Origin of the sequence: Paraburkholderia ginsengiterrae (assembly GCF_001645125.1) — a bacterium.
In the GTDB taxonomy this organism is placed as follows: Bacteria; Pseudomonadota; Gammaproteobacteria; order Burkholderiales; family Burkholderiaceae; genus Paraburkholderia; species Paraburkholderia ginsengiterrae.
Genome location: NZ_LXKA01000154.1, coordinates 112632 through 131154 on the forward strand (window position 1 = coordinate 112632; position 18523 = coordinate 131154).

An 18523-nucleotide genomic window follows, 5' to 3' on the forward strand; every position below is an offset into this window, starting at 1 on the left:
CCGATGGCAATGAGCCCCTTCGCCGGCGACGATGACGACGGCCTGATGAACGAAATCAACATGACGCCGCTCGTCGACGTGATGTTGGTTCTACTGATCGTCTTCATGGTGACGATTCCGGTGATTCGTCACGCGGTCAAAATCGATCTGCCGCACGCGAACAGTCAGAAGGAAGACACCAAGCCCGCGCAAGTGAACGTCGCGGTCGACGCCAACGGCAACGTCACGTGGGACGACAGACAAGTCGACGACGCGGCACTGCGCGCGAAGATTGCCGAGGCCGCGCAGGCGAACCCGCAACCGGAGCTGCATCTGGATGCGGACCGCAAGGTTCCGTACGAGAAAGTGGCGCAAGTGATGTCGGCGGCGCAGGCCGGCGGCCTCACGAAAATCGGCTTCGTTACGCAGCCCAACGCCAAATGACCTGCTGGTTGGCGCGCGCCTGTGTTAAGCAGCGCCTGCCGAAAAATGCAGAAAAGCCCCTGAAACAGGGGCCCAAAAGTAAAAGGCCCTCATCGTCAGATGAAGGCCTTTTTTTTTGCGCACTCGGCGCCTTCGGGCTGCGGGATCACTTACCATCGCTCGAAGATTGATAGCTCGAATCACCGCATGCGACAGCCGTGGTCGACACGGACAGCGCGGTTAGCCCTATCAGGCCGACTATCATAGCGGCCATGAGTTTCCGCATAAGAGACTCCTTAGCGAAGGACTCCACTATAGGCCTGAGCTCGCGTGCATTCAAGCAAACTGTCATTGAAAGTACTCATGACAAACCGCGCTTAAATGCTAAAAGCGATGCCGCAACGCGCAGGACGTGCTACGACGCGATGGCCAACGCGGGCTGAGCCATACCAGCTTCGTCGCGTACGGGACACTCGCCCATGATGTGCTTGCCCTCGTCCGGATCGAGCATCTCGACCAGATAATCGACAAACGCGCGCACGGCCGGCACCATTCCCTGCCGCGACACGAATACAGCGTACAACTGCGGCGTCGGGAGCGTCCAGCCCGGCATGACCGGCGACAATTGTCCGGCGCGCAACGCGGCGCCGTACATCATCTCGGGCAAGGCGGCGATACCCACGCCGGCGTGCACCGCCTCAAGAATCGTCATCAGATCGGCGGTCACGAGACGTGGTTCATGTTCATGCACGTGACGCGTTCCGTCGGGCGCGATCAGGTTGAAGACGTGGCGGCCGTCGCCGGTCGGCACGTCGAGCGTTTCGAAGCGGACCAGATCGGCCGGCTGCAACGGCGGCGCATTCTGCTGCAGCAGGCTCGGCGCGCCCACCAGCATCTGCTGCGTGCGCCACAGCGGGCGGACCACGATGTTGGCGTTTTCCGGCGGATCGGAGCGCACGCGCAGCGCGACGTCGATCGAATCCTCGAACAGATCGATCACGCGGTTCGTTACCCGCATGGAAACGCGCACCTCGGGATAGCGGTGCAGAAATTCGGGCAGGATCTGCGACATGATGGTCTGCGAGATGGTGACCGGCACACTGACGCGCACCGTGCCACGCGGCGACGAGCGCAGTTGCTGCACGACGTTGACGGCCGCCTGTGCCTCGCTCAGCATCGCCTGGCAATGCTGGTAGAACAGATGTCCTGCTTCGGTCAGCGCCAGCTTGCGCGTGGAGCGCTGCAGGAGCCGCACGCCAAGGGACGCCTCCAGCTCGGTCAAACGGCGCGACAGGCGCGACTTGGAGATCCCCAGCACGCGTTCCGCGGCGGAAAAGCCACCATGTTCGACGACCTGCGAAAAGTACATCAGGTCATTCAGATTGTGTGAATCGATCTTCATCTCATCGTTCCAGTAATAGAACAATCCATTGCTTGAGGGTGGCTGGCGCCCTGTAAAACGGTCCCTATAATAGCTCCATGTTTCAAAAATAATGCTATTCCCCATTTTTTGAGGTGACTTTGATGAGCACGACCCGCACGATCGAACGCGTCGTTCCCGCCGTTCGCACGACCGAGGGTGGCGGATTTATTGTCCACCGCCCGTTTCCGACCCGTCTGTTGATGGATTTCGACCCGTTCCTGCTGCTCGACGAAATGGGACCGGTCGACTACGCACCCGGCGAGGCCGTGGGTGCGCCGGATCATCCGCATCGCGGCTTCGAAACCGTCACCTATGCACTCGAGGGCCAGTTCGGCCATAAGGACTCGGCGGGCCATTCCGGCACGCTGCACCCCGGCGACGTGCAATGGATGACCGCGGGCGCGGGCGTCGTGCACAGTGAAATGCCAGACCCGTCGTTCTTGCGCAGCGGCGGACGCGTGCATGGCTTGCAGCTGTGGGTGAATCTGCCGCGCCGCGACAAGATGATCGCGCCGCGCTACCAGGAAATTCCGTCGTCGCGCATTCCCGTGGCGACTTCCGCGGATGGGCAAGTGCGCGTCAAGGTGATCGCGGGCGAGGCGCTCGGCGTCAAGGCCGTCATCGAAACACGCACGCCGATTCTCTATCAGCATTTTTCGCTGCAGCCGGGCGCGACGATCCAGCAGCCGGTGCCGGCCGACTATCGCGTGTTCGCTTATAGCCTGTCGGGCAAGGGCTTCTACGGCGAGGGCGACGCACGCCAGGAAATCGACGCGCAGAAGATGGTGATTTTTCAGAACGATGGCGACTCGGTCACGCTCACCGCCGGTGCCGAGCCGCTCGAGGTGCTGCTGCTCGGCGGCGTGCCGCTGAAAGAACCGGTGGTGCGCTACGGCCCGTTCGTCATGAACACGGAAGATGAAATCCGCCAGGCCGTCGTCGACTACCAGGCCGGGCGCATGGGTGCGATCACGCACTGAGCGGCCAGCGGGTCGCGCAGTGCGCGAAAGGCGGTAAATTCGTTCACAATGATGTTTCCAGCCGCGCGCCACACTGCTCGATCATGATGAGCGGCGTGGCGCGCGGCGACTTCCGTCCCTGATCAGGAGCACGCATGGCAGAGTCCACCGTCACCGCCCACATTGGTTCGACGAATTTCCAGGTTACTTTCGACGACGGCAAGCACGCGTGGTTTGCCGACGAACCCGAGTCGGTTGGCGGCGGTGATCGCGGGCCGACGCCCGTCGGCTTGCTGCTGTCGAGCCTCGGTGCGTGCACCTCCATTACGCTGAAGATGTACGCTCAGCGCAAGGAGTGGCCGCTCACTGGCGTGCGCGTGACGCTCTCCATGGAAACCGGCGGTGAGGGTTCGACCATCGACCGCAAGATCGTGCTCGAAGGCGATCTGTCCGACGAACAACGGGAACGGCTCTTGCAAATAGCGAATGCATGCCCAGTTCACAAGATCCTGACGCATACGATCTCGATCCGTACGGGGCTCGCCGTCGCGTGATGCGGCACGTGTTGAAACGCTTTCATAGGAAGCTGTCGTTTTGAATTTCGAACACCTTATCCAGATCAACGATCCGTTGAATCCGTTTGTCGAGGCGATGACCCGCGATGAGTTGTGGGAGGGTCTCGTGCTGCGTGCGGAGCAGCCGCAACTGTTCGTGATAGGACTCGACAGTTGCACGATTCTTTCGCGCGAGGGCAACGTCCTCGAACGGGAGCTGCATTACGGCCAGGCAACGGTGCGCGATCGTGTCACCCTGGAGGCCAGCCAAAGCGTGCGCTACGACATTATGCCCACGGCGGATCATGTCGGCGGATCGCTGACCATGACCATCGAACAGCCGGACGAATTGCAGTTGTTCCTGCGCTTCCAGTACGCGACCACGCTGCCCGAATCGACCGATCCCGATGCACATCAGACGCAGGAGATCGTGAAGTCGGCGTATCGCGAGAACGATATCGATACCGTGCGGCTGATTCGCCAGTACGTTCAAACGAAGCAGGAACCCGGTTCGCTGCATTGACCGGCTACGCGGGCGCCCTGCCCGCACAGTCTGACCCGACCTGCCTGGCTGTCAGGTCGGGATGATTTTCTTCAAGCCCATCTCGTCGTCCTTCCCCGTTGTCAAACTATCGAAACGCAACTTCGATCAATTTCGTCACCTTGTAAATAGGAATAGTTATCATTTAGAATCAATCCATCGAATCGACCAACAAGCTAAAACGAATGACCGATCTCACGCGCCCTTCCACGCTCAGCCTGCGCCGCCCGGCGGCCGCGCTGACCAGCCGCCCTAAGACGTCGGCAACGGCAACAACCGCTGCGAAGCCCGCCGCGAGTCGCGTCAACGGGCCGGTTGAGACCACGGAGCGAAGCGTGCGCAGCGAAGCGCTTCTGCAAGGACATAGCCACGTCAGCATCGTGCATAACGGCGAGACCTACCAGCTGCGCGCCACGCGCCTGGGCAAGCTGATCCTGACGAAGTAGGAACGAACACAGAAGTCAGTACCGGGTATTGTGGGGACCACCTCCCAACGAGGTGTTAGGCATTAGCCAGCCACGACGGCTTGCACGCGAGAACTAGACCCCTTCGTGCAGACACCAAGCCAGCCGTCGCAGCCAGCCAGGCCACTTTTTTGGTCCTCACGCGAGGCGGCCACATGCAATGCAACACTGTGCGCCCTTCATGCAGACAATGAAAAAAGCCGTGGATGACATCATCGTCTCCACGGCTTTTTGTTTGGCTCGCTGCCCGTAGGTACATCTAAGCGCGGGGCTGGCGTATCAAGACTGCGTTACTTCGAAGCCCAGCCCCAGAACATCAGCCACCACGCGCTATCGACCACGGCTAATGCCGCGATGAACCACAGCATCGCGAGACCGCGTTGAACGAGGCGCTCGCTATAGCGGCGCGTAACGAGCCAGGCGAGCCATGCGCTCCACAGGTTGGCGATCGCCAGAATTGCGATGCGCAGATCCGACGCCCACCACAACGGCACATGCTCCGCACGCAGCAGCGACAGCGTCGTGGCAGACAGGCCGAGGAACACACCGGCGCCCGCGATCGGAATCAGCCCTTGCGTCAAATGATGCAGACGCACCTGGCTGAAGCGGCCCAGCATGCGCGTCGCGCCCATCAGCAAGATCAGCAGCGCGGTGCCATACACCAGCGCCGTGGCGAGGATGTAGCCGATCACCATGGTGCCGTCGAGCCACGAGAACACATCGTTCTGCTCGGGATAATGCGTGAACAGGAACCACGGCGCGTTGGTGTCGAGCGGCCACGTGATGTCGTGATCGACCAGCCACGTCGCGAAAAACATCTTCAGGTCGACGAACCAGCGTGACGCGGTCCAGTGGAACGCGCCAATGGCGATACCGAGCAGTCCGTACAGGATCAGCGCGGTGTCCCACGCATTCGCCTGTTTGTCGCCGAGTTGCACGACTTCCGACGACGGCGCGCGCCACGTCAGCGCAATCGCGTCGCGGTGCCCGCTGCAGCGCCCGCACATATGGCAGTCCGAGGCGCCCTTCATATTGCGCAACGGTACGAGCGGCGCGCAATTGATCGGAATCACCCGATGCCCATGCTCGCCGTTCTTGTAGGAGCGGCGCCATGCGTCTTCATCGACTTTGTAGTGGAACGGCGCGAGGCGCGCCAGAAGCGAAAAGACGCCGTTGACGGGGCACAGATACTTGCACCAAACGCGTTTCTCGCGTCCGTACAGCACGCCGATAATCATCGCCGCGAGCGTCGATCCGCCCAGCACGAGCAGCACGGCTTTCGGATATTGGTAGACGCTCACCATCTGACCGTAGATGGTGGTGATGCCGAACGCGACGAACGGCCAGCCGCCCCAGCGCATCCAGCGCGGGATCGCCCGGCCGCGGCCATATTTGCTGGCGAATTCGGCCAGCGCGCCCTCGGGACACAGCACGCCGCACCAGACTCGGCCGAGCATGACCATCGACAGCAGCACGAACGGCCACCAGATGCCCCAGAACACGAACTGCGCGGCGAGCGTCAGGTTGTTCCACAGATGCGCGGTATCGTCCGGCAGCGGCATGGCCGCTGGCACCACGATCAGCAACGCGTACACCGCCACCACGACCCACTGGATGCCGCGAATCGCGGCGCCGTGGCGCTGCATCCACTGCCCGGCCGCGGCGAGGCGGCCCGGGCGTGTCATGACGCTGCTCATGCCGGGCGCCCGGCGGCTTGCTGCGCCGGCTTGCGATTCGCGCGGCGCACCAGCAGATACACCACCGCCCAGTACGCGGCGTAGGCGATCAGATTCATCAGCGCAGGGTGTGCGCGGTAGCCGGTGAGGGTCGCGACCAGCGAACCGAAGGTGCTGGAGTCATCGAGGATCGCCGACGAATTCCACATCTGGTCGATGACCGTCGGCAGGATTTCCTTGTCGATCAGCTTGTCGACACCCGTCTGGAACAGGCCCGCGCCAAGGAACAGCAGCATGATTTCAGTGGCGCGGAAAAAGAGCCGCCACGAGAAGAACTTGCCGCCCAGTTGCAGCAGGTAGAAAGTCAGGAGCGCGAGACCGAGGCCGATCGCGACCGCGAGCATCTGGCTGCCGTCCACGTGACCCGACTGGCCGAAACCGAGACCGTACAGAAAGATCACCGTCTCGCTGCCTTCCCGCGCAATCGCGAGTGCCACCAGCAACGCGACGCCCCACCAGTTCGAGTCACGCTGGCTCTTTTGCAGCGACTGTTCCATATCGCGTTTGAGCGAACGGCCGTGCTGCTTCATCCACAGCACCATCTGCACGATCAGCACACAGGCGACCAGCACCATCGCGGTCTGGAAGTAGTCCTGTGCGTCGCCGGAGAGCACTTCGGTGAAGCCGACCAGCGCCGCGCCGAGCGCCACCGCCGCGATCAGACCGGCCACCACGCCGCCCCACAGGTACGGCAAACCGCGGCGCGCGTCGTCGTCGCCATTTTTCAGCCAAGCGTACAGGATGCCGACGACCAGCAACGCCTCGACACTCTCCCGCCACACGATGAATAGAATCTGACCCATCCCTGCTCTCCCTCTACCCTGCTACTGCTTCAGCGAACGCGTGAACGGCCGAAGGCATGCGTTCGCGCCCAGGTCATCACTTCGCGACGATCACGCCCTGCGCCTGCTGATGGAAATCGTCGAAGAACTTGTACTCGCCCGGCTCGAGCGGAGCGATCACGACGAACGAATCCGCGCCTGGCGCCAACACCTTCTCTTTGCGCAACTGCACGCTCTCGAACTCGGCGGCGCCTTTGCCGGTATTGCGTATCGCGATCTTGATGCGCTGCCCTGCCGGCACCTGAATGCGCGCCGGGTTGAGCTTGCCGTCGTTCATTTCCAGATTGAACGTGGGCAGATCAGCGGCATGCGCGGCGCCCGCCAGCAAAAATGTGGTGGCGAGGATCGCAATCTTTCGGTTAATTCTCATCAGCCTTTCCGGAAAACGCGGCGCGGCGGGATTGTTCAACCACGCGCCGCCTGCTGCATTGACTCATTCAGCCATTCGCTCACGCGCGGCCACGCCACGAAGCGCCATGGCGCACGTGGACGCGCATTGATTGACGGGGATCAATAACCGCCCTTCTTGCCGATGCCGGCGAAGGTAAAGTCGTATTCCAGCGTGATCGGCTTAAACCACGCGCCCACGCCGGTTTCCTTGTCGACGTGGCGGCCGAACGCCATATGGCCGGTTTGCATCGGCGCTTCGACGGTCATCTTCAGGTGATACTTGCCGGGGCCTTGCAGCTTGACGTTATCGCCGTAGTGCGGACCGTCGTTGGCGACCATCGCCATCATGTCGCCCTTCTGCGTCTGGTTCGAACCGGCCTTCGTCAGTTCGTAGCGCACTTGCAGATACGGCATCCAGTCGCCTTCGGCGAAACCGGTCGGATTGTTCTTGACGGCGTGGATGTCGGCTTCGAGGTGGATGTCCGAATCCGAGGCTTTGCGCATCATGCCTTCGGGTTCCATCGTGATCGGCTGCAGATAGACCGCGCCGATTTCCATGCCGCCCTGAATCTGATGCTTGCCGATCGGATATTCCGCAGCCGTTGCCGAGAGAGCGGCAGCCGCAGCCACTACTGCCGCGCCGCCACGCACAAATGAAGAAATCCGCATTGAAACTCCTTGTTTTTATCAGACTGGAATCGAACCTGTTGGCATCACGCGTCGCGCTTACTTTGTTTGGTGCGGCGGGCGTGGCCCTGAGCACCGCGATTGTCCGCAGGCGAATCGCGCAGGTACTTCAATTAATGAACGTTAATGCGAACCATTCTCAATATTGGTTGAGTTTATCATTGATCGCCAGGGAGAACAAATTTGAAAGGTTGCAAAGCCTTGTGCCAGCAGGGACTTAAGGCCGGCTTAAGCAAGCGCGTGTGGACGGCGTAGCGGGCGATGTGCAGCGCTGAGGCGGCTGCGGGCCGGCAATAGACATGGCGCGGCGGATTGCCGCGCCATGTCATGGGAAATGCAGGTGGAACGCGCCGGTGGAAAGCGCGGTTTGAAGGCGCTTTATTCGATGCCGGCGACGTGATCGCCGACGTTCGCGCCAAACACGCGCTGGCGCAGCAACGCGAGCTGGTCGCGGGTCTGCGCGGCTTTTTCGAACTCGAGGTTCTTGGCGTGCTCCATCATCTGCTTCTCGAGGCGCTTGAGCTCCTTGGCGAGCTGCTTCTCCGACATGTCTTCGAATTTCGCGCGCACCTGCTGCTCTTTCAGCTCGGCGCGGGCCTCGTCGACGTTGTACACGCCGTCGATGATGTCGCGGATGCGCTTGACCACCCCGCGCGGCGTAATGCCGTTCGCGAGGTTGAAGGCCACCTGCTTGGCGCGCCGCCGCTCGGTTTCGTCGATGGCCCGGCGCATCGAGTCAGTGACCCTGTCGGCATAGAGAATCGCCTTGCCGTTCACGTTCCGCGCCGCCCGGCCGATAGTCTGAATCAGCGAGCGCTCGGCGCGCAGAAAGCCTTCCTTGTCGGCGTCGAGAATCGCAACCAGCGAGACTTCGGGGATGTCCAGACCTTCGCGCAGCAGGTTGATCCCGACCAGCACGTCGAAGGTGCCCAGCCGCAGATCGCGGATGATTTCGACGCGCTCTACCGTATCGATGTCGCTATGTAGATAGCGCACCTTGACACCGTGATCGGCCAGAAATTCGGTGAGCTGCTCGGCCATGCGCTTGGTCAGCACCGTGACCAGCACGCGATCGCCGGCCTTGACGCGCTCGTTGATCTCGCCCAGCACGTCGTCGACCTGGCTGCGCGCCGGCCGCACCTCGATTTCCGGATCAACGAGACCGGTCGGCCGCACGAGCTGCTCCGCCACCTGCCCCGCGGTCTTCTGCTCGTAGTCGGCCGGCGTGGCCGAGACGAACACCACCTGGCGCATCTTGCGCTCGAACTCGTTGAACTTGAGCGGCCGGTTGTCGAGCGCCGAAGGCAGGCGAAAGCCGTAGTCGACCAGATTCTCCTTGCGCGCGCGGTCGCCGTTGTACATGCCGTTCAACTGACCGATCAGCACGTGCGACTCGTCGAGCAGCATGATCGCGTCCGGCGGCAGGTAGTCGACCAGCGTGGGCGGCGGCTCGCCGGGCGCCGCGCCCGAAAAGTGCCGCGAGTAGTTCTCGATACCCTTGCAAAAGCCTAGCTCCTGCAGCATTTCCAGATCGAAGCGGGTTCGCTGCTCGAGCCGCTGCGCTTCGACCAGCTTGCCGCCGCTATAGAAGAACTCGAGGCGCTCGCGCAATTCGCTCTTGATCGTTTCCACGGCGCGGATCACGGTATCGCGCGGCGTTACATAGTGCGACGACGGATACACCGTGAAGCGCGGAATCTTCTGACGCACGCGGCCGGTGAGCGGGTCGAACAGCTGGAGCGTGTCGACTTCGTCGTCGAACAGCTCGATGCGCACCGCCATCTCGGCATGCTCGGCCGGGAAAATATCGATCGTGTCGCCGCGCACGCGGAACGAGCCGCGCTGGAAATCGGCCTCGTTGCGGTTGTACTGCATGGCGATCAGCCGCGCGATGATGTCGCGCTGGCCGAGCTTGTCGCCGGTGCGCAGCGTCAGGATCATCTGGTGGTATTCGGACGGGTTGCCGATACCGTAAATCGCCGACACCGTCGCCACGATCACCACGTCGCGCCGCTCCATCAGGCTCTTGGTCGCCGACAGGCGCATCTGCTCGATATGCTCGTTGATCGAAGAATCTTTCTCGATGAACAGGTCGCGCTGCGGCACGTACGCTTCCGGCTGGTAGTAGTCGTAGTACGAAACGAAATACTCAACCGCGTTACGCGGGAAGAACTCGCGGAACTCCGAATAGAGCTGCGCGGCAAGCGTCTTGTTCGGCGCGAACACGATTGCCGGACGGCCGAGCCGCGCGATCGTGTTGGCCATCGTGAAGGTCTTGCCGGAACCGGTCACGCCAAGCAGCGTCTGGAACGCCAGGCCGTCCTCGACGCCCTCGACGAGCGTCTCGATCGCCGTCGGCTGGTCGCCGGCGGGCGGATACGGCTGGTAGAGCTGGAACGGCGAGCCTTCGAACGTGACGAATTTGGACTCGTCGAGCGTATTGTCGGCTTCAGTCAGATGGTGTTCAGACATGTGGGGCGGCACCGGGCCTTGGGCAAAGAACTATTCTAACGGGTTGCGGTAATCGGCGATTGAGCGGGTCTGCGTAGGACGTGGGCGCCTGCGGGCAGCCCGGCATACGTGTGCGAGGGCGTTTTGTTGTGGCCCTTTGTGTGTCGTTGCGGATCGGCACCGATCCGTTTCAGCGACGTGGCGCCGGATTGCCTGTTTTTCAAGCAAATAATTCCGTTCATCAGGCCTTGGCGTCCAAAAAACGGTCGCGAATTCGTTACAATGCGAAGTTGCGCTCTCGCACTGGCGTCTGCAGCGTGTCCGCATTTTGTGCCGGACGCCGCCTGCCTCGCCGCCGCGATCGAAGCCGCCCTCTTTTCACAACTGCTGCCCACCCATCATGTCTCTGTTCTCCGCCGTCGAACTTGCTCCCCGCGACCCGATTCTGGGCCTGAACGAAGCTTTCAACGCCGATGCGCGCACCACCAAGGTCAACCTTGGCGTGGGCGTGTACTTCAACGAAGAAGGCAAGATTCCGCTGCTGCGCGCCGTGCGCGAAGCCGAAAAGGCTCGCGTCGAAGCCGCGCTGCCGCGCGGGTATCTGCCGATCGAAGGTATCGCCGCTTATGACGCTGCCGTGCAGAAACTGCTGCTCGGCAACGACTCGCCGCTGATCGCAGCGGGCCGCGTCGTGACGGCGCAGGCACTGGGCGGCACGGGCGCGCTGAAGATCGGCGCGGACTTTCTGAAGCGTCTGAACCCGAACGCGAAAGTCGCGATCAGCGATCCGAGCTGGGAAAACCATCGTGCGCTGTTCGAAGGTGCAGGCTTCGAAGTCGTGTCGTACCCGTACTACGACGCACAGACCCAAGGCGTGAATTTCGAAGCCATGCTGAGCGCGCTGAACGGCTACGCCGCCGGCACGATCGTCGTGCTGCACGCGTGCTGCCACAACCCGACTGGCGTCGACCTCAGCGTCGAGCAATGGAAGCAGGTGGTCGAAGTCGTGAAGGCGCGCAATCTGGTGCCGTTCCTCGACATCGCCTATCAGGGTTTCGGCGACAACATCGAAGCGGACGCTGCGGCTGTACGTCTGTTCGCTGCATCGGAACTGAACGTGTTCGTGTCGTCGTCGTTCTCGAAGTCGTTCTCGCTGTACGGCGAACGCGTCGGCGCCCTGTCGATCATCACGGCAAGCAAGGAAGAATCCGCTCGCGTGTTGTCGCAACTGAAGCGCGTGATCCGCACGAACTATTCGAACCCGCCGACGCACGGCGGCTCGGTGGTTGCGGCAGTGCTCGCGTCGCCGGAACTGCGCGCCACGTGGGAAACGGAACTGGCCGAAATGCGCGATCGCATTCGCGCCATGCGCAATGGTCTGGTCGAACGCCTGAAGGCGAGCGGCGTGGATCGCGACTTCAGCTTCGTGAACGCACAGCGCGGCATGTTCTCGTACTCGGGTCTGACGTCGGCACAAGTGGACCGTCTGCGCGAAGAGTTCGGCATCTATGCCGTGAGCACGGGCCGCATCTGCGTGGCCGCGCTGAATACGCGCAACCTCGACGCGGTGGCAAGCGCGGTCGCCCAAGTGCTGAAATAAGGCATTGAGGAGCGCGGGCGGTTATCGCACGCGCCCTGCTGGAACTGCTTGTGAAAAACGGCGCCCGTTTCGGGCGCCGTTTTCTATTTGCGGCCTGTTGCGTGCATTCCGTGCTGCCTGACGGAGAGCCCTTTCAACGCATATCCCGATGGATATCGTGCGTGACAAACCCCGCATCGTTATCCGGCATATCGAGCCAATCGGGTTGCGCAAGCGATTGACGGATATCCTCCAGGCCACTTTTCCAGTGTTCACGCATTGTCGACAAGCCGAACTGGAAGTCCTTGAAATGCCCTTCGTACTCCTTCTCCGTGTAGATGAGATGCATCACGTTGTAGCGCTTCGAACACGATAGCTCGTCGGCCAGCTTGCACCACGGGTCATCACGCTCGCCGGCGGGCACGCGATCCAGCACTTCGCGCAGCACGTGCCGAAAGCGCTGCGACCGTTGCAGCATATCGGTCACGAGACGCGTGCGGCTCGAATACTGGATGTCTTTCATGCGCCCCTGCACGTCGGCGATACTGTCCGGTACCGGTCCGACCGCACTCCAGAGATCGACCTGGAACGCGAGCGTGTCGCGACGCGGGGTGGACTGAATCACCTCGTAGAGCGGCGTATTCGACATCAGACCGCCGTCCCAGTAAAACTGGCCGTCGATTTCGACCGCCGCAAAACCCGGCGGCAACGCGCCTGACGCCATGAAATGCTCGGGCCTCAGCTTCGTATGCTTGTTATCGAAGTACGCAAAGTTTCCCGTACCGCAATTGACCGCGCCCACTGACACACGCATTTCGCCGGAATTGATCCGGTCGAAATCGCAGAGCGCCTCGAGCGTGGCCTTCAGCGGCGTGGTGTCGTAGTAGCTGGCCGATTGCGGCGGCCCGGATACCGTGGGCAGCGGCGGCGGGAACCGCGGGACGAAAAAGCCCTTTTGCCCTTCGACAATCGCCCCCAACGCCTGCGTTGCCGTAAACGCCTTGCGCACCGCTTCGCTGGATTCGAAAAACGCGCGCTCGAAGAAAGCAGGCAACGGCAGGCCGAACGCCGGCTGGCAGATCGTCTCCCAGAATTGCAGCAGCCGTTCGACGCGCTTCTCCGGCGGATTGCCGGCAATGATGGCCGTATTCAACGCGCCGATTGAAATACCGGCCAGCCAGTTGGGTTCGATGCCGGCTTCGTAAAGCCCCTGAAAGACACCGGCCTGATAGGCGCCCAATGCGCCTCCGCCTTGCAGCACCAACGCGACGGTTTCGTAATTGGGTAATTGGAGCTGCGAGCCGGGATGCGCAGCGGGCGCTGGCCCGGCGCCCGCCCCATCGCCGGGCGCACCGGCACGCGCCCGCTTGAGATTGCGTTGCGCCATGCGTGCCTCCTTATTGCATGAACCAGCCGTGGCTCACAATAAAAGACTGGCCGGTCAGCGCCGCCGACGGGAACGTGGACAGGAACAGCACCGTCTGCGCGACGTCTTCCACCGTGGTGAAAATCCCGTCCACCGTGCCGCCCAGCATCACGCGCTTGATCACGTCTTCTTCGCTGATGCCGAGTTCCTTGGCCTGCTCCGGAATCTGCTTGTCGACCAGCGGCGTACGTACGAAGCCCGGGCACACCACATGCGAGCGCACGTTGTGCTTGGCGCCCTCTTTGGCAAGCACACGCGAGAGGCCCAGCAGCGCATGCTTTGCCGCCACATAAGCCGACTTGAGCGGCGACGCTTCGTGCGAGTGGACCGAGCCCATGTAGATCACGATGCCGCCGCGATCGTCCTTGTACATGTGCTTGAGCGCAGCCTTGGTGGTGAGGAAGGCGCCGTCCACGTGGATGGCCTGCATCTTCTTCCAGTCCGAAAACGCGTAGTTCTCGATCGGGTTGACGATCTGAATGCCTGCGTTGGAAATGAGAATATCGACCGAGCCGAGTTCGGCAGCGACCTTGTCGATGCCCTGGTTGACGGCCTCTTCGTTCGTGACGTCCATCGCCACGCCGATTGCCTTGCCGCCGGCCTGTTTGATTTCTTCAGCAACAGCGTTCGCCCCGTCCTGGTTCAGGTCGGCGATCGCGATGGCTGCGCCCGCCGCGGAAAGAGTCAGCGCAATCTGCTTGCCGATGCCGCTTGCGGCGCCGGTAACCACCGCGACCTTGCCATTCAGATTCGTGTTCAGTGACGACATCCAAAACCTCCATGCAGTTGATGAGCAATGAGACCACGGGCCGCTGGCGGCGTGAAGTCAGCCAAACGGCATAGGCCATTCGGCCGAATGCTGCACTGCGGCCAACGCTGCTATTGTGCATGAACCGCGCGAACTCCATCGGTAAAAAGCACATCGAAGCTTATCTCTTTAAACTGAGGGTTTTCAGCGAAATTTCTGTGGCATCACCAACGCGGAGGCATGCATGAATTATCGACGTCTGGGCCGCTCCGGCCTGCAAGTCAGCGAACTGTCCATCGGCTCGTGGGTCACCTACGGCAACCAGGTGGACACCCGCGCGGCACGTGAATCGCTCGCGGCTGCGCGCGACGCGGGAGTCAACTTTTTTGACAATGCCGAGGTGTATGCCGGCGGCCAATCTGAAGAAATCATGGGTCAGGCGCTCAAGGAGCTGGCCTGGCCGCGTGTGAGCTATGTGGTGTCGACGAAATTCTTCTGGGGCCTCACGGAAGCGCCGAATCAATACCACACGCTGAATCGCAAATATCTGCTGAATGCGATCGACTCATCGCTGAAACGTCTGCAACTCGACTACGTCGATCTGGTGTTCTGTCATCGTCCCGACCCGAACACTCCCGTCGAGGAAACCGTCTGGGCGATGAGCGACATGATTACGCGCGGCAAGGCGCTGTACTGGGGCACCTCCGAATGGAGCGCCGATGAAATCCGCGCCGCTTACGAAATCGCGGAACGGCATCATCTGCACAAACCGGTCATGGAGCAGCCGCAATACAACCTGTTCCACCGTCAGCGCGTCGAGCAGGAATACAAGCGGCTGTACGAGGACATCGGTCTCGGGCTGACTACGTGGAGCCCGCTCGCATCCGGCCTGCTGACGGGCAAATACCGGGACGACGTGCCTGCCGACAGCCGCGCACAGTTGCAAGGCTACGATTGGTTGCGCAAGCAGGTGACCGACGCCGGCAAGAACAACATCGTCGGCAAGCTCGGCGAAGTGGCGGATGAATTGGGCTGCACGGTCGGCCAGTTGGCGATCGGCTGGATTCTGAAGAATCCGCACGTCAGCACGGTGATCACGGGCGCGTCGCGGGTCGAGCAGATCGGCGAGAACATGAAATCCGCCGAGGTGGCCGCGCGCATCACGCCGGAGCTCAAGGAGCGCATCGAGGAAATCATCGGCGACGCTCACGACTGACCGCGACTGACCGGACACGCGCCGGACCGCGTAACATGGCTCTCGCGGCATCGCGGCCGTGTTACGCGTAACGCGCTGCGAAGCGCGAAGCGCAACTCGGCCTCGCGTACAATACGCGGCCGCGCAGCACTGCGGCGTCGTATGTCCGTTGTATGTCCGTCGTGCTGCCACATTGCATCCGCAGCGCCGATTCTGTCCAAGACCGGCGTGCCCTCTTTCAGCGTCCTCTCATCATGCTCAGCTACCGCCACGCCTTTCATGCAGGCAATCACGCCGACGTCCTCAAACACGCCGTCGTATTGCAGCTCTTGCGCTATCTCGGCCAGAAGGACAAAGCCTACTGGTATATCGACACGCATGCGGGCGCCGGCGTCTATTCGCTGAAGGAGGGTTACGCGACCAAAACCGGCGAGTTCCAGACCGGCATCGCCAAACTATGGGAGCGCCAGGATCTGCCGCCCATGTTCGCCGAGTACGTCGACGAAGTGGCCGCGCTCAATCCGGACGGCCAGTTGCGCTTCTATCCCGGCTCGCCGTATATCGCATGGCGCCAGATGCGCGAACAGGACCGCATGCGTCTGTTCGAATTGCACACCACCGAAATCGACGTGCTGCGCCACAATTTCCGCGATGCGGGCCGCCGCGCGATGCTATACGCCGGCGACGGTTTCGACGGCATTCTCGCGCTCCTGCCGCCGGCGCCGCGCCGTGCGCTGGTGCTGCTCGATCCGTCATATGAGGACAAACGCGATTACACGCGCACGCTGCGCAGCGTCGAGGAGAGCCTGAAGCGCTTTCCGACCGGCACGTATGCGGTCTGGTACCCGCAGGTGAAGCGTCCCGAATCGCAGCGCTTCCCAGATCAGCTCAAGAAGCTGCAGGAGCGCAACTGGCTGCATGTGAGCCTGACCGTGAGCAACCCGCCTGCGGATGGCTTCGGACTTTTCGGCAGCGGCATGTTCATCCTGAACCCGCCTTATACGCTCGCGAAATCTCTCAAAGAGCAGATGCCGTGGCTGGTCCAGGCGCTCGGAGAGGACAAGGCCGCGCAGTTCAAGGTGGAGCATCGCGGCGACTGAGTTTCGCCGCTTCGTTCCGGCCGAATGCATGCGCGTCCGGCCGGTTGAACGTTGCGGCTTCGCGTGCGCGCACAGGGTTCGTCAGTCCGCTGCGCGCGCACAACGGCATGCTCAGCCGGCCGCTCTCCCGGCTACTTGAGTTGCGCCGCGGCCTTACGGGCGAAGTCGTTCGTGTAGGTCGCATTCAGGTCGATCTTTGTCGGATCGAGCCGGCTATCGAACGAAGAAAGCGCTCGCAGTGACGTTGCCGGGCCGTCCGCGGGCATCAGGCCATCCGGCGAATAGGCGTCGCGCACGTTGTGGAATGCGTCCACATAGAGCGTCGGATCGTTGAGCAGATAGGCCGGCGGCACCATCTTCAGCAAATCGGCGTCGCTTGCGGTCTGCAGCCAGTGGTCCGCGCGCACGATTGCATTGGCGAGCGCCTGCGTCGTCTTCGGATATTTCTGGATGAATGTTTCCGGTGCGTACAGCGTCGCCGCCGGCATCGTTCCACCGAACACCTCCTGCGTGCCCTTCACCGTGCGCGTGTCGACCAGCACCTTGATCGCGCCGCTATGGGTCAGTTTGGTGATCATCGGATCGACGTTGGAAAGCGCGTCGATCTGGCCGCTGCCCACCGCGGCCAGCACCGTGGCACCGCTGCCCACGCCGATTGCCGAAATCTCGTTGCGCTGTACGCCGGCTTTGCGCAGCGCCACGGTGAGCACGAGATCCGTCGACGAGCCCGGCGCGCTCACGCCGACTTTCGCGCCCTTGAAGTCGGCCAGCGTCTTGAGTTGATCTGCCTTCGACTTCAGCACCGCGACGACGATCTGCGGCGCGCGGCCCATCAGGGCGAACGCCCGGTAATGCTGCCCCTTTGCCTGCATGAAGAGTGTGTGCTCGAACGCACCGGCGCCCACGTCGGCGCTGCCGCCTACCACGGCCTCCAACGCTTTAGAGCCGCCCGCGAAATCTTCGAGCGTGACGTCGAGGCCTTCGTCCTTGAAATAGCCCAACTGCTGCGCGGCAAGCACCGGCAAATAGTAAAGACCCGGCAAACCGCCGACGGCCATCGTCAACGTCGGCTTTTCAGGTGTGTCTTTCGCCAATGCGGCGCCAGGAAGCGCCGCCAGCGCAAAGAGTGTGACGCAGGCGCCAGCGGCCCGCCGCATCCAGTGAGTCGGCATTCGATGTCTCCTTGTTCTGATTGTCTTTCGAAGCGGTGGCGCCGGACGGGACGCTCGGTCCGAGTCGCCGGCGAGAGACCGCGCAACGATTGTCGTTGGACGGTTTCACCCGCGCCATGCGCCCAAACCCGAATGGCGCGCACCATCCGTGAGGCGCGTGGGTGGACGTCGTATCCATGCATGTGGCTGCCCCGCCGTGAGCGGTTCACTCGATCAGAGGCAACGAAGGTGTTGGCGGGAGTGAAAGAGAACGGCTGCGCGGCGCAGTCGCGCCGCTAACGCTTATTGCGACCGAGGCACCGGGCGTGGCTGCAGCTGCGGTTGGGGTTGCGGCGATGTGCCGCCGCCGACCGGCAACTGGATATACGGCGCGACAATGTATGGCATCGACGAATTCGGCGCCAGTTCGGCGGGCGCTGCGATCGGCTGGGCGCCGACAATCGGCTGCCGCGACAGCGGCGCGGTCTGCAGCACGGTGCCACTCTGGCCGTCGCTGATACCGCTCTGCGAATCGAGAATCAGCGGCTTGCGCTCGCTGGCCGACGCGGCAAATGCGTTCGACACGGCGAAAACCGTAGTCAGCGAGGCGGCAAGGGCCACAGCCAGGATGAGTTTGAGCGGGCGGACAGGTGACATGGGCGGACCGGTTGAGTTCAAGGAAGCCGGATTGCGCGGAAAACGTCTTACCTTACCGCGACGGTAGCCGCGAAGCTAGTCGATATTCGCCACAGGTAGTTCGTGGGCGCCGCGCGAGAGCAATTCTCGTGGTCCAGATGTGACAAAGCCCCGCATGGACGGGGCTTAACGCTTTAACTGCAATAGCCGCGCGACAGGCGCCGCCAGGTCAAACCTGA

Annotated in this window: 19 protein-coding genes; 9 read left to right on the forward strand and 10 right to left on the reverse strand. The window is 62.2% G+C overall.

Annotated elements, in window-relative coordinates:
• Window positions 1-3 precede the first annotated feature (3 nt).
• Window positions 4-423 carry an ExbD/TolR family protein gene (locus A6V37_RS12820; RefSeq protein WP_064266341.1) on the forward strand — a complete coding sequence of 140 codons (420 nt, stop codon included), beginning with the start codon at window positions 4-6 and terminating at the stop codon, window positions 421-423.
• Between the two features lie 394 nt (window positions 424-817).
• Here the strand turns inward: A6V37_RS12820 and A6V37_RS12830 are convergent, their stop codons facing one another.
• A complete protein-coding gene (locus A6V37_RS12830) occupies window positions 818-1804 on the reverse strand; it encodes a LysR family transcriptional regulator (RefSeq protein ID WP_064266343.1) in 987 nt (328 codons plus the stop codon).
• A 122-nt stretch (window positions 1805-1926) separates the two neighbouring features.
• On the opposite strand from A6V37_RS12830, the gene A6V37_RS12835 reads away from it, so the two are divergent.
• The 4 genes from A6V37_RS12835 (at window position 1927) to hemP (ending at window position 4325) form a co-directional block, all read left to right on the forward strand.
• Complete coding sequence (locus A6V37_RS12835) at window positions 1927-2805, forward strand: pirin family protein (RefSeq protein WP_064266344.1); 879 nt, start codon at window positions 1927-1929, stop codon at window positions 2803-2805.
• Window positions 2806-2939: 134 nt separating this feature from the next.
• On the forward strand, window positions 2940-3338 hold the full coding sequence (locus tag A6V37_RS12840; protein ID WP_064266345.1) for an OsmC family protein: 399 nt from the start codon (window positions 2940-2942) through the stop codon (window positions 3336-3338).
• A 40-nt stretch (window positions 3339-3378) separates the two neighbouring features.
• Window positions 3379-3861 (forward strand): SRPBCC family protein, encoded by a 483-nt coding sequence (locus A6V37_RS12845; RefSeq protein WP_064266346.1) that lies wholly within the window; start codon window positions 3379-3381, stop codon window positions 3859-3861.
• Window positions 3862-4064: 203 nt separating this feature from the next.
• Window positions 4065-4325, forward strand: coding sequence for a hemin uptake protein HemP (gene hemP / locus A6V37_RS12850; protein ID WP_064266347.1), 261 nt, complete (start codon window positions 4065-4067; stop codon window positions 4323-4325).
• Window positions 4326-4633: 308 nt separating this feature from the next.
• Here the strand turns inward: hemP and A6V37_RS12855 are convergent, their stop codons facing one another.
• From A6V37_RS12855 to A6V37_RS12870, 4 genes are all read right to left on the reverse strand, one after another.
• Window positions 4634-6040, reverse strand: a complete 1407-nt coding sequence (locus A6V37_RS12855) for a 4Fe-4S binding protein (RefSeq protein ID WP_075643480.1) — start codon at window positions 6038-6040, stop codon at window positions 4634-4636.
• Entirely contained in the window at window positions 6037-6882 is an 846-nt protein-coding gene (locus A6V37_RS12860; protein ID WP_064266348.1) for an FTR1 family iron permease, read from the reverse strand. Before A6V37_RS12860 ends, A6V37_RS12855 begins: the two co-directional genes overlap by 4 nt.
• A 76-nt stretch (window positions 6883-6958) precedes the next feature.
• Complete coding sequence (locus A6V37_RS12865) at window positions 6959-7291, reverse strand: cupredoxin domain-containing protein (protein WP_064266376.1); 333 nt, start codon at window positions 7289-7291, stop codon at window positions 6959-6961.
• Window positions 7292-7431: 140 nt separating this feature from the next.
• Window positions 7432-7980, reverse strand: coding sequence for an iron transporter (locus A6V37_RS12870; protein WP_064266349.1), 549 nt, complete (start codon window positions 7978-7980; stop codon window positions 7432-7434).
• On the opposite strand from A6V37_RS12870, the gene A6V37_RS12875 reads away from it, so the two are divergent.
• A complete protein-coding gene (locus A6V37_RS12875; RefSeq protein ID WP_064266350.1) occupies window positions 7980-8219 on the forward strand; it encodes a hypothetical protein in 240 nt (79 codons plus the stop codon). The genes A6V37_RS12870 and A6V37_RS12875 overlap by 1 nt on opposite strands.
• Before the next feature lie 157 nt (window positions 8220-8376).
• Here A6V37_RS12875 and uvrB read toward each other — a convergent pair whose 3' ends face one another.
• The gene (uvrB, locus tag A6V37_RS12880; protein WP_064286041.1) at window positions 8377-10470 is read right to left on the reverse strand and encodes an excinuclease ABC subunit UvrB; all 2094 of its coding nucleotides are present in this window, start codon (window positions 10468-10470) and stop codon (window positions 8377-8379) included.
• A gap of 379 nt (window positions 10471-10849) precedes the next feature.
• Between uvrB and A6V37_RS12885 the strand changes: the two genes are divergently transcribed.
• A complete protein-coding gene (locus tag A6V37_RS12885) occupies window positions 10850-12049 on the forward strand; it encodes an amino acid aminotransferase (RefSeq protein ID WP_064266352.1) in 1200 nt (399 codons plus the stop codon).
• A gap of 133 nt (window positions 12050-12182) precedes the next feature.
• On the opposite strand, the gene A6V37_RS12890 is transcribed toward A6V37_RS12885, so the two are convergent.
• Window positions 12183-13415, reverse strand: coding sequence for a DUF3734 domain-containing protein (locus A6V37_RS12890; RefSeq protein ID WP_064266353.1), 1233 nt, complete (start codon window positions 13413-13415; stop codon window positions 12183-12185).
• A gap of 10 nt (window positions 13416-13425) precedes the next feature.
• On the reverse strand, window positions 13426-14223 hold the full coding sequence (locus tag A6V37_RS12895) for a 3-hydroxybutyrate dehydrogenase (RefSeq protein WP_064266354.1): 798 nt from the start codon (window positions 14221-14223) through the stop codon (window positions 13426-13428).
• Window positions 14224-14446: 223 nt separating this feature from the next.
• On the opposite strand from A6V37_RS12895, the gene A6V37_RS12900 reads away from it, so the two are divergent.
• Window positions 14447-15418 (forward strand): potassium channel beta subunit family protein, encoded by a 972-nt coding sequence (locus A6V37_RS12900; protein WP_064266355.1) that lies wholly within the window; start codon window positions 14447-14449, stop codon window positions 15416-15418.
• A gap of 233 nt (window positions 15419-15651) precedes the next feature.
• Window positions 15652-16497: a 23S rRNA (adenine(2030)-N(6))-methyltransferase RlmJ gene (locus A6V37_RS12905; RefSeq protein ID WP_064266356.1), complete on the forward strand. Its 846-nt coding sequence runs from the start codon at window positions 15652-15654 to the stop codon at window positions 16495-16497.
• 131 nt (window positions 16498-16628) lie between these two features.
• Here the strand turns inward: A6V37_RS12905 and A6V37_RS12910 are convergent, their stop codons facing one another.
• A complete protein-coding gene (locus A6V37_RS12910; RefSeq protein ID WP_064266357.1) occupies window positions 16629-17669 on the reverse strand; it encodes an ABC transporter substrate-binding protein in 1041 nt (346 codons plus the stop codon).
• A gap of 282 nt (window positions 17670-17951) precedes the next feature.
• Window positions 17952-18305, reverse strand: coding sequence for a hypothetical protein (locus A6V37_RS12915; protein ID WP_064266358.1), 354 nt, complete (start codon window positions 18303-18305; stop codon window positions 17952-17954).
• Between the last annotated feature and the right edge of the window lie 218 nt (window positions 18306-18523).

What these genes read in the sequence shown, in the direction of transcription:
- A6V37_RS12820 (WP_064266341.1), top strand. Translation starts at nt 4, where the DNA reads ATGGCAATGAGCCCCTTCGCCGGCGACGATGACGACGGCCTGATGAAC.
- A6V37_RS12905 (WP_064266356.1), top strand. Translation starts at nt 15,652, where the DNA reads ATGCTCAGCTACCGCCACGCCTTTCATGCAGGCAATCACGCCGACGTC.
- A6V37_RS12870 (WP_064266349.1), bottom strand. Translation starts at nt 7,980, where the DNA reads ATGCGGATTTCTTCATTTGTGCGTGGCGGCGCGGCAGTAGTGGCTGCG.
- hemP (WP_064266347.1), top strand. Translation starts at nt 4,065, where the DNA reads ATGACCGATCTCACGCGCCCTTCCACGCTCAGCCTGCGCCGCCCGGCG.
- A6V37_RS12830 (WP_064266343.1), bottom strand. Translation starts at nt 1,804, where the DNA reads ATGAAGATCGATTCACACAATCTGAATGACCTGATGTACTTTTCGCAG.
- A6V37_RS12895 (WP_064266354.1), bottom strand. Translation starts at nt 14,223, where the DNA reads ATGTCGTCACTGAACACGAATCTGAATGGCAAGGTCGCGGTGGTTACC.
- uvrB (WP_064286041.1), bottom strand. Translation starts at nt 10,470, where the DNA reads ATGTCTGAACACCATCTGACTGAAGCCGACAATACGCTCGACGAGTCC.
- A6V37_RS12860 (WP_064266348.1), bottom strand. Translation starts at nt 6,882, where the DNA reads ATGGGTCAGATTCTATTCATCGTGTGGCGGGAGAGTGTCGAGGCGTTG.
- A6V37_RS12910 (WP_064266357.1), bottom strand. Translation starts at nt 17,669, where the DNA reads ATGCCGACTCACTGGATGCGGCGGGCCGCTGGCGCCTGCGTCACACTC.
- A6V37_RS12855 (WP_075643480.1), bottom strand. Translation starts at nt 6,040, where the DNA reads ATGAGCAGCGTCATGACACGCCCGGGCCGCCTCGCCGCGGCCGGGCAG.
- A6V37_RS12915 (WP_064266358.1), bottom strand. Translation starts at nt 18,305, where the DNA reads ATGTCACCTGTCCGCCCGCTCAAACTCATCCTGGCTGTGGCCCTTGCC.
- A6V37_RS12840 (WP_064266345.1), top strand. Translation starts at nt 2,940, where the DNA reads ATGGCAGAGTCCACCGTCACCGCCCACATTGGTTCGACGAATTTCCAG.
- A6V37_RS12835 (WP_064266344.1), top strand. Translation starts at nt 1,927, where the DNA reads ATGAGCACGACCCGCACGATCGAACGCGTCGTTCCCGCCGTTCGCACG.
- A6V37_RS12900 (WP_064266355.1), top strand. Translation starts at nt 14,447, where the DNA reads ATGAATTATCGACGTCTGGGCCGCTCCGGCCTGCAAGTCAGCGAACTG.
- A6V37_RS12865 (WP_064266376.1), bottom strand. Translation starts at nt 7,291, where the DNA reads ATGAGAATTAACCGAAAGATTGCGATCCTCGCCACCACATTTTTGCTG.
- A6V37_RS12885 (WP_064266352.1), top strand. Translation starts at nt 10,850, where the DNA reads ATGTCTCTGTTCTCCGCCGTCGAACTTGCTCCCCGCGACCCGATTCTG.
- A6V37_RS12890 (WP_064266353.1), bottom strand. Translation starts at nt 13,415, where the DNA reads ATGGCGCAACGCAATCTCAAGCGGGCGCGTGCCGGTGCGCCCGGCGAT.